The sequence below is a fragment of the Nonomuraea sp. NPDC048901 genome, from assembly GCF_040649695.1.
Classification (GTDB): Bacteria; Actinomycetota; Actinomycetes; order Streptosporangiales; family Streptosporangiaceae; genus Nonomuraea.
In genome coordinates, this window is sequence record NZ_JBEZFW010000034.1 from 69,805 (window position 1) to 78,835 (window position 9,031).

Genomic DNA, 9,031 nt, shown 5'->3' on the forward strand with positions numbered 1-9,031 from the left:
TCTGGAGCCGGACGTGCCGCGGGGGCAAGCGATCGGCCCGGGCAGCGTGGCGGGGACGGCGCCGCCCGAGCTGCCGTCGGCGCAGGCGCACGGCTGGGTGTTGCTGCGAGTTCGGCCGTAGAGGGCAGGGGCCGTCTGTCGTGCTCGCTGTGCGCGGCGGCCGACGGTCGAGGACGCGTTTCGGCTCAGGCGGACGGGAGTGCGGGAGGCGCGGTGCTCTCCCGTACGACGAGTTCGGTGGCCAGCTCGACGCGGCTCTGTGGCAGCTGCTCGCCATGGGCCAACGTCAGCAGCATCGAGGCTGCCGCGGCGGCCATCTTGGTGAGGGGCTGGCGGATGGTGGTCAGCGGTGGAATGGCCCACCGCGCCGATGGCATGTCATCGAAGCCGATCACGCTGAGATCATCCGGGATGCGCAGGCCGAGCTGATGGGCCGCGTGGTAGACGCCGATGGCCTGGCCGTCGTTCGTGGCGAAGAACGCGGTCGGCCGGTCGGGCAGGCGCAGCAGGTGGTGCGCTTCGGCCATACCGCCCTCGATGAAGAAGTCCCCCCGGCCGATCAGCGCCGGGTCGACGGGCACGCCGGCCATGTCGAGGGCGGTGCGGTAGCCGTCGAGACGGGCCCGGCTGGACAGTGCGGAGTCGGGCCCCGCGATGATGGCGATGCGGCGATGCCCGAGCTCCAGGAGGTGGCGGGTGGCCGTGAGGCCGCCGGTCCAGTTGCCGGCGCCGACCGATGGGATGTGCCGCGCGGGATCGTCGGCCGGGTCCAGCAGGACCAGCGGGATCTCGCGGCGGGCGAGTTGTTCGTGCTGGGTTTCGGTCAGGCCGGAGAACACCGCGATCACACCGATCGGACGGCGCCGCAGCACGCCCTCCAGCCAGGCGCCTCCGGCGGTGTGGTCACGGCGCAGGTCCGATATCCCGACCATGAGGTCGTGCTCTCGCGCGACCTCCGCCACGCCTTTGGTGATCTCGACGGGATAGTCGCCCTCCAGAGCGTGAAAGACGAGATCCACCAGGGCTGCCGGCGTGGAGCGGCGGCGCTGGCGGCGGTAGCCGTGCCGGCGGATGAGCTCCTCCACGGCGGCGCGGGTTTCGGACGACACCGCGGAACGGCCGTTCACTACCTTGGAGACCGTCGCGGTGGAAACTCCGGCCAGCTCGGCGAGCTGAGCGATGGTGAGAGGAGACGACTCCGTGGGCATGGCGGCAGTTTGTCACGGAGTGCGGGCAGGCCGGCAGTGCCGGCTTGCCAAGATCAAAGCTTCTAGGCCACCGGGTCATGGGCTCTGCAGGAGGATGAAGACGAGCAGCAGCGCGCCGATGAAGATCTTCGTCTACGAGGAGCTGGGCGTGCCCTCGAAGCTGATGATGGTCTGGATGCGCGGGTCGAAGCCTGCCGTTGACGGAGGGGCGGCCCGGATCGCCGGTCCGCCCCGAAACAGTGTGCCGAGCCGGAGGGCCGTCTCGCGGAAGGGCACGAGCAGGCGACCCTGCCGCGCCGGCTCCGAGCCGGACTCGTGTCACGCCATCAGCGCTGCAGCGTCAGCAGACCCGGCCGGTAGGGCAGGAGGCCGTAGTCGCCGCCGGAGTTGGGGTTGCGTCCCTGGTAGAGCAACTGCAGGTTGCAGGGATCAACGGTAAAGGTCTGATCGGCGCTGGCACGGACCAGCTCGCCGTGGCTGATGTCGTTGGTCCAGGTGGCGCCGCTGTTGGCCTTGCCGGCGAAGGGGTTGCTCTCGGTGGCGGCCTGCGGTGTCCATGAACCGTTCAGGCTGGTGGCGGTGAACGAGCGGAAGTAGCGGCCCTGCGCGCCGATCGCCTCGACGAGCATGAGGTATCGGTTCTGGCCCTGGAGCTGGTAGACCTGAACGGCTTCGAACAGGTTGTTCGTCGTGTCGCTCATGACCACTGTCGATGTGGTACCGAAGCTGCCCGGGAAGTTCCCGATGGGCATGCCGGCCCGGTAGATCTTGCCGTTGTCGCCGGCGAAGAACAGGTACATGTTGGTGCTGTCACCGATGAGTGTCTGGTCGATGGGTCCTGTTCCGGAGCCGGAGATGCTGCCGGAGAAGAGCACCTGCTGGGATGACCAGCCATTCGGATTGGTGGGGTCGCTGGAGGTCCGGTAGGAGAAGGCGGTCCCGCCCCACTGGTAGGCGAGCACCCAGATGTTCTTCGGGGCGAAGTAGAAGAGTGTGGGTGCGACCGTGGAAGAGGACATCGTGTTCTGGCCGGCCGAGGCCATGTCGGACCAGTTGGTGAAGGGGCTGAAGTTCATCGAACCCCACTTCGTCCCCGTGTCGTGCGTGGTGGCGTAGACGAGATGCCTGCCGTTGTAGGGGGCGACGGTGAAGTCCTTGAGCGAGACCCATCCCGACTTCGGGTTCGCCAGCGGGCCCGTCGATGTCCAGCGGTATGTCGACGGAAGATCGCACGGACCGGGGTTGCCGCCGCCGTCGACCCGGACGAGTTGCCATTGCTGGTTGTCGCCGCCCCAGTCGTCGTACTGGACGATGTTCGCGCCGTCGGCGGTGGAGGCGCCCTGGACCTCCAGGGCCTTGTTGCTGTTGCGGTTGATCAGCCGTACGTAACCCCCGGTGGAGTCGGCGAGGCTCCATTGCTGGTTGGAGCCGTTGCCGTCGGTCCACTGGACGATGGCACCGCCGTTGGCGGTGGAGAAGTTGTAGACGTCCAGGACTTTGCCGGAGTGGCGGGACTTGATGCGGTAGTAGCCGCCGCCGGAGTCGACGAACTGCCATTGCTGCTGGTTCTGGTTGTTCCTGGTCCATTGGGTGATGCGGCCGCCGTCGGCGGTGGACAGGTTGTAGACGTCGAGTGCCTTGCCGCTGTTGCGGTTGACCAGGACGTACCAGGCATTGGTGTCGACGGTGGCCGCGTTGGCGGACTGAGCCTGAAGGGCGACGAACAGGCTCGCCAATAAGGTGGCCACCATCGCGAGAACGGATAGGGATCTGAATCTCATGATGTGCTCCGATTTATCCGACTTGCACGAGTTGCCATCGCTGGTTGGTGCCTTCCTGTGTCGACGCGTTGCCTCAGGGGGTGGTGAGGTCGAAGCGGCGCACGGTCACCGCTCCGCCGAGGGACTGGGTGGCGTAGTTGAAGATCCCGAAGCGGTAGCCCATGAAGAACTGCCAGGCGTTGTTCAACGTGAAGGCCGGGCCGAGGCTCACGAAGTTGCTGCCGTCGGTGCTGTAGGAGAAGCGGGCCTGCCTGCCAGAGCCGGGCCGGATGTCCGCGTTGACCCGCAACCAGAGCCGGCCACCCGAGATGTTCGCGCCTGCCGCCTCAGCACCGGTGCCGGTGGTCTGCCACGAACTGTTCATGGTCAGCCCGTTGGTCATCACGACCCGGTTGACGCCGTTGTCGCGTTTGACGCCGATCCAGGCCGACTGGTCGCGCAGCATGGCCAGCCCGGCGCGGTCGCCGTTGGCCATCTGCGAGTAGTCGAGCTCGATCGTCGCCGTCGAGGACGGACCCTGGATGCGGTGGGTCAGGGTGTTACGGGCGTTGTAGAGGTCGCCGGTGACGGTCGCGGTCTGCAGGCGCAGGCCGTTGCCGGTGGAGAAGCGGCTGGTGTCGGGGTTGTGGTTCCACTCCCAGCGGTGGCCGAGGCTGCCTGAGGTGAAGGTGTCAGGGCCGATCATGGGCGCCACGGTCCGGCTGGTCTGGATGTTCGGCATCGGGTAGTTGACGCCCCAACCGCCGTTGACGGTCTGCACGGTCGGCCAGTCATTCATCCAGGCGATCGGCGCGAGCGCCGGGACCCGGCCGCCGGGGTAGGCGTCGACGAACGACATGTAGTACCAGGCGCCGTTCTGGGTCTGGACGAGCCCGCCCTGGTGGGGGACGCCGCCGCCGGAGATGGGGCCGGGCATGTTGAGCAGGACCTGCCGCATTTCGTACGGGCCCCACGGCGAGGTGGAGCGGAGCACGTACTGGCCGTTGGCCGGGCGGGTCAGCCAGATGTAGTAGTAGCCGTTCCGCTTGTAGAAGCGGGAGCCTTCCAGGGTGCCGACGTTGCTCGGGGTCTGGAACACCTGCTGAGCGCGCACCTGGCTGAGCCCGTCGGGCGAGAGCTGGGCCACGTTGATGGTGCCGTTGCCGTAGGCGACGTACATGGTGTCGTTGGCGTCGATCAGCAGGCCGGCGTCGTAGTAGCAGTTGTTGATCTGCGAGCGCTTGGTCCACGTGCCGTCGACGGCTGAGGCGGTGTAGACGTAGGTCCGGTTGAACTCGACGCAGCCGATCCAGTAGTAGGTGCTGTTACTGGGCCGGTAGTTCAGGGTCGAGGCCCAGATGCCCTTCACGTACGCCCGGCCGCCGTTGAGGTCGTAGGCGCTCGAGTTGAAGTCGAGCCTCGGGACCGAATGCCCGGCGTACTCCCAGTCGACCAGGTTGTAGGAGCGCAGGATCGGCGCGCCCGGCGAGTAGTGCATCGTCGAGGCCGAGTAGTAGTAGGCGTCGCCGACCCGGATGATGTCGCCGTCGGCGAAGTCCTGCCAGACGACCGGATTGGTGTAGGTGCCGCCCGGATTCGGGTCGCTGCTGACCGGGACGAGTTGCCATTGCTGGTTGTTGCCACCCCAGTCGTCATATTGGACGATGTCGGCGGTGGCGGCGTTCTGGACTTCCAGGGCCTTGTTGCTGTTGCGGTTGACCAGCCCGTACCCCGTGCTGGTGTCGACCGTCGCGGCCGACGCCTGGGGCGTGAGTAACACGCCCACGAGAAGCAGAGACGAGAGCACCGCGAGCACGCGCCTCACAGGAACCTCCAGAGGTTGGTGTTCGAGCCGTTGTCGTCGGCGAGCACGATCTGCGCGCCCTGGGACGTCCCGCCGAGGCCGAGGACCCGGCCGCCGTTGGCGCACTGGATGCGGAAGGCGGCGCCCGACCCGTAACGCAGCCGCCAGCGGTGGTCGGCGGTGCCGCTGTCGGCCCACTGCACGACGCGCGACCCGGAGGCGGTGCCCAGGTTCTCCACGCCCAGCACCTTCTGGCTGTTGGAGTTGAGCAGCCGCAGGTAGCCGCCGGTGTCGACGATCGCCGTCCACAGCTGGTCGGTGGTGCCGGTGTCGCCCCACTGGACGACGACCGCGCCGTCGGCCGTGGACATGCCGGTGACGCCGAGCACCATCCCGGTGCCTGCGTTCTGGATACGCCGCGCGCCGTTCGGCACGAACCGCCACTGGTTGTCCGGGCTGCCGTTGTCGGAGTCCTGGACCACCTGGGCGCCGTTCGCGGTCGAGCCGTTCTGGATGCCGAGCAGCTTGGAGCTGTGGACGTTGCGGATCTTGACGGAGCCGTCGCCGACGTCGATGATCGTCCAGCGGTGGTCGGCGGTGCCGGTGTCACCCCACTGGAGCACCCGGGCATTGTCCGCGGTCGACATGTTCTCGACGCCGAGCACCTTGCCGCTGTGCCCGTTGCGGAAGCGCAGGGCACTGCCTTCGACGACCGGGACCCAGTCGTGGTCGGCGGTGCCGTTGTCGGTCCACTGGAGGGCCAGGCCGCCGTCGGCGGTGGACATGTTCTGGATGCCGAGGGCCAGCCCGCTGGCCGCGTTGACCAGCCGGAAGCCGGCCGTGCCGGTACCGCCCTGACCGCCGGTGCTCCAGTAGACGACGTAGTTGTGGTCGTGCGCGTCGTAGAACGGCCCCAACTGCACCGACGCGCCGTCGGCCGTGGCGGTGAAGGCCAGAGAGGTGGTGCTGGTACGGGTGATCGAGGAGGGGGTCAGCGCCGGGGCCGACGACAGGCTCGTGTCGCCGTAGTCGCCCGACAACACGACCGGGCCGTAGGTGACGGCTTGCACGCCCGGGTTGTCGTTGGCGGCCTTCATGACCACCCGCATGGGCAGCCGCACGGTCACCGTGTCGCCCGACGCCCACGAGCGGGTGAGGTCGGCGTAGGTGCCCGGCGTGGTGGTGATGTTCTGCTGGACCCCGTTGACGCTGATCGTCGCGCCCTGGGTCCAGGCCGGGATACGGATGCGCATCGTCCACGATCCGCTCACATCGCCGGTGACCTGCAGCGACGTGGTGTCGCCGACCGGATAGGAGGTGGTCTGGCCGACCGTGATGCCGCGCTGGCTCCAGTCGAGCGTGGAGGACGTGAACAGGTTCACGAACAGGGTGGTGCCGTTGTGGAAGTAGATCGAGTCCATCAGTTTGGTGTTGGTCTCGAGGCCGGTGCCCTGGCAGCACCAGAAGGAGTTGTAGTCCGTGCTCCAGGTGCCGCCGCCCCAGGCTGGGCCGACGCCCCGGCGTCCGCCCGGGTTGAGCGGGGTGAAGTAGGTGACGTGCCCGCGTGCCTCAGCCGGGTTCTGCTGCCCGATCAAGTGGTTGAGCAGGGCGTTTTCGTAGTAGTCGAAGTAGTCGGCCCGGGTCGGCGACAGCAGCCACAGCTCCCGGGTCAGCTTGAGCATGTTGTAGGTGTTGCACGCCTCGCCGGTGTCCCTGGTCAGGTGGGCGGCTATCGCGTTGGGGGCGCGGAAGTGCTCGGCCTGGCTGTTGGAACCGTTCGCGTATGTGTGCGCTCCGACGGTGATGAACCAGGCGTTGGCGGCGATGTCGCGGTAGCGGGTCGTGCCCGTCGCCTTGTACTCGCGGGTCGCCCCGACCCACTTGGGCACCTGGGTGTTGGCGTGCAACCCGTTGAGCTGGTCCTGGTTCGCGGCCAGCGGGTTGAACACGGCCGCGTGGTCGAACCGCTGGGCCGTGGTCAGCCAGCGGGAGTCGCCCGTCATCTGGTACAGGTCCGTCAGCACGGCGTTCATGCCGCCAAACTCGGTGCCGAGCATGGCCTGCATCTGGCTTGAGCCGAGTCGCGACGTGCGGGCGTCCACCCACCCTGCCAGGGCCAGCAGCACGGTCCGGGCCTGGGTGTTGCCGATCAGCCGCCACACGTCCAGCAGCCCCGCCAGGGTCTTGTGGATGCAGTAGTAGGGCACGTTGCCGTTGGTCAGGGTGCGGTTCTCCACAGCGGTGATGTCGGACTCGGGGAAGCCGGACAGGTAGCCGCTGGTGAACCCGGCGGCGCCGTTGTTCGCCTGGCATTTGGCCAGTTCGGCCACCATGTAGGTGGCCTTGTCCCGGCAGGTGGTGTCGCCGAGCACGGCGTAGGCCTGCGCCCACGCCGTCAGGAAATGACCCTGCATGTGGGATCGGAACGGGAAGCTCGGCGCGTCCCAGCCGCCGTTGGCCGCCGCGCCGTTGGTGGACAGCCGGTGGTTGGCCCTGAAGACGTACAGGAGCCGGTCGACATCGACGAAGCGCAGGTAGTTGAGGGTGCGGTTCTGGTTGTCCAGCAGGCGGCCGGGGGCCAGCCGGACCTGGCCGAGGTCGAACTCGTAGGCCGAGACGCCGATGTCGGATCTGGCCCAGGGGAGTGCGGCCAGAGCGGGGGATGCGCCGGCTATCTGGTCTGCGGCCGAGAGTGCGGCCAGAGCGGGGGATGCGCCGGCTACCTGGTTTGCGGCCGAGAGTGCGGCGGTCGCGCCTGCGGCCTGAAAGAGCTGACGGCGGCTCAAGGACATGCGGAGCTCCTCGCAGATGGGGGGTGGTGACCGGCCGCCGCCGGTCACGGGTTCATCGGGTTAGGCCCTCGGAGAGGCCGCCCTGGCTGATGGGCGGAGACGCTGCTCGCGAACGCCGCGTTAGCGTTAACAGTTCGCTCATGCGATCACCCAGAAGCTGGTGCGGGGGGACATCCAGGGCTCCTTGACTAGATTGCAAACAGCTCGAAGCTGTTAGCGCTAACATTGATCTTGTCGAGCTGTACGGGCTGCTCCGTTGAGTACGTTGTCGCGGAGTACATCCGACGGTCCCGCCCGGCGTCAACGACGGGTACCCCCTGCCGCCCTGGATGTTGCCGTCAGAACGCTTTCCCGTCTGGAGTTTTGCCTCCGAGGAGATCACGCCGAACTGCTCGTGCATGTGAAAGTTTCATAGAAGTTCAAGGTAATCTGCCACGGATCACAAGTTAACTTGCTCTCTTGGTGGCGTGGCCCAGATGTGAGTGCCGGGACTCCGACATGCTCCACGGGCCGGATCGAGGGGCCGCTTGGGTCTGCGGTCCACGACGGGCGTGGCTCACCCCCCTCGGCCCCTTCGCCGGGGCCGGGGGAGGATCGCATCGGGAGTGCGGTCAGCAGGTGAAGCTGGTCCAGGTCACCAGGCGCCAGGGCGAGCAGTCGGTGAAGCTCACGCGGTGCCCGCGTTGTAGGTCCACTTCTGGTTGCTGCCGCCCCAGCAGCTGTACAGCTGCAGCCCTGTGCCGTTTCCGGTGCCGCCGCCGACGGCGTCAAGGCACAGCCCGGACTGCACGCCCACGATCGTGCCGTCGGAGTTGACGCGCCACTTCTGGTTGTCGCCACCCCAGCAGGAGTAGATCTGGATCTTGGCGCCGTTGCCCGTGCCCCCGGCATCCAGGCACTTGTTGCCGTACACCGTCAATAAGCCTGCTGAGGTCTGCGTCCACTGCTGGTTGCTCTGACTGTTGCAGTCCCACAGCTGCACCGCGGTGCCGTCGGTGGTGCTGGAGCTGGGCACGTCCACGCAGCGGCCGGAGGCCGTGCTCTTGATCTGCCCCGCGTCGCCTCCGCCGGGCGGCGGCGTCGTGCCGCCGCCGTTGAGCGCGTTGAGCACCGAGGTGTAGGCGGCCTTCTTGTTGCCGTTGCCGTCGAAGAGCAGCGGGGTGGCGTTGGCGCCGAGCCAGGAGTCGCTGTCGCGAACCCCCCAGACCGAGATGCCGGCACAACGCGGCACCGCCAGGCAGTCGTTGACGACGTTGGCGTACGTGGTGGCCGAGCCGCCCTGGATGTCCAGCTCGGTGATCTGCACGTCCACCCCGAGGGCGGCGAAGCTGGAGATGGTGGTGCGGTAGTTGCTGTTGTAGGGGCTGTTGCCGTTGAAGTGCGACTGCAGGCCGACGCAGTCGATCGGCACGCCGCGGGCCTTGAAGTCCTTGACCATGTTGTAGACGCCCTGCGTCTTGGCCCAGG

The 9,031-nt window shown here is 67.5% G+C and carries 5 protein-coding genes; all 5 read right to left on the reverse strand.

What is annotated here, in order from left to right:
• Nucleotides 1-185: 185 nt before the first annotated feature.
• Nucleotides 186-1,208, reverse strand: a complete 1,023-nt coding sequence (locus AB0C30_RS56280) for a LacI family DNA-binding transcriptional regulator (RefSeq protein ID WP_357960819.1) — start codon at nt 1,206-1,208, stop codon at nt 186-188.
• Between the two features lie 326 nt (nt 1,209-1,534).
• Nucleotides 1,535-2,959: a non-reducing end alpha-L-arabinofuranosidase family hydrolase gene (locus tag AB0C30_RS56285; RefSeq protein ID WP_357960841.1), complete on the reverse strand. Its 1,425-nt coding sequence runs from the start codon at nt 2,957-2,959 to the stop codon at nt 1,535-1,537.
• A gap of 103 nt (nt 2,960-3,062) precedes the next feature.
• On the reverse strand, nt 3,063-4,793 hold the full coding sequence (locus AB0C30_RS56290; RefSeq protein WP_357960822.1) for a family 43 glycosylhydrolase: 1,731 nt from the start codon (nt 4,791-4,793) through the stop codon (nt 3,063-3,065).
• Nucleotides 4,790-7,564, reverse strand: a complete 2,775-nt coding sequence (locus AB0C30_RS56295) for a beta-L-arabinofuranosidase domain-containing protein (RefSeq protein ID WP_357960825.1) — start codon at nt 7,562-7,564, stop codon at nt 4,790-4,792. Before AB0C30_RS56295 ends, AB0C30_RS56290 begins: the two co-directional genes overlap by 4 nt.
• 667 nt (nt 7,565-8,231) lie before the next feature.
• On the reverse strand, nt 8,232-9,031 hold an 800-nt coding region (locus tag AB0C30_RS56300; protein WP_357960828.1), incomplete at its 5' end, for a ricin-type beta-trefoil lectin domain protein.

What these genes read in the sequence shown, in the direction of transcription:
- AB0C30_RS56295 (WP_357960825.1), bottom strand. Translation starts at nt 7,564, where the DNA reads ATGTCCTTGAGCCGCCGTCAGCTCTTTCAGGCCGCAGGCGCGACCGCC.
- AB0C30_RS56280 (WP_357960819.1), bottom strand. Translation starts at nt 1,208, where the DNA reads ATGCCCACGGAGTCGTCTCCTCTCACCATCGCTCAGCTCGCCGAGCTG.
- AB0C30_RS56285 (WP_357960841.1), bottom strand. Translation starts at nt 2,959, where the DNA reads ATGGTGGCCACCTTATTGGCGAGCCTGTTCGTCGCCCTTCAGGCTCAG.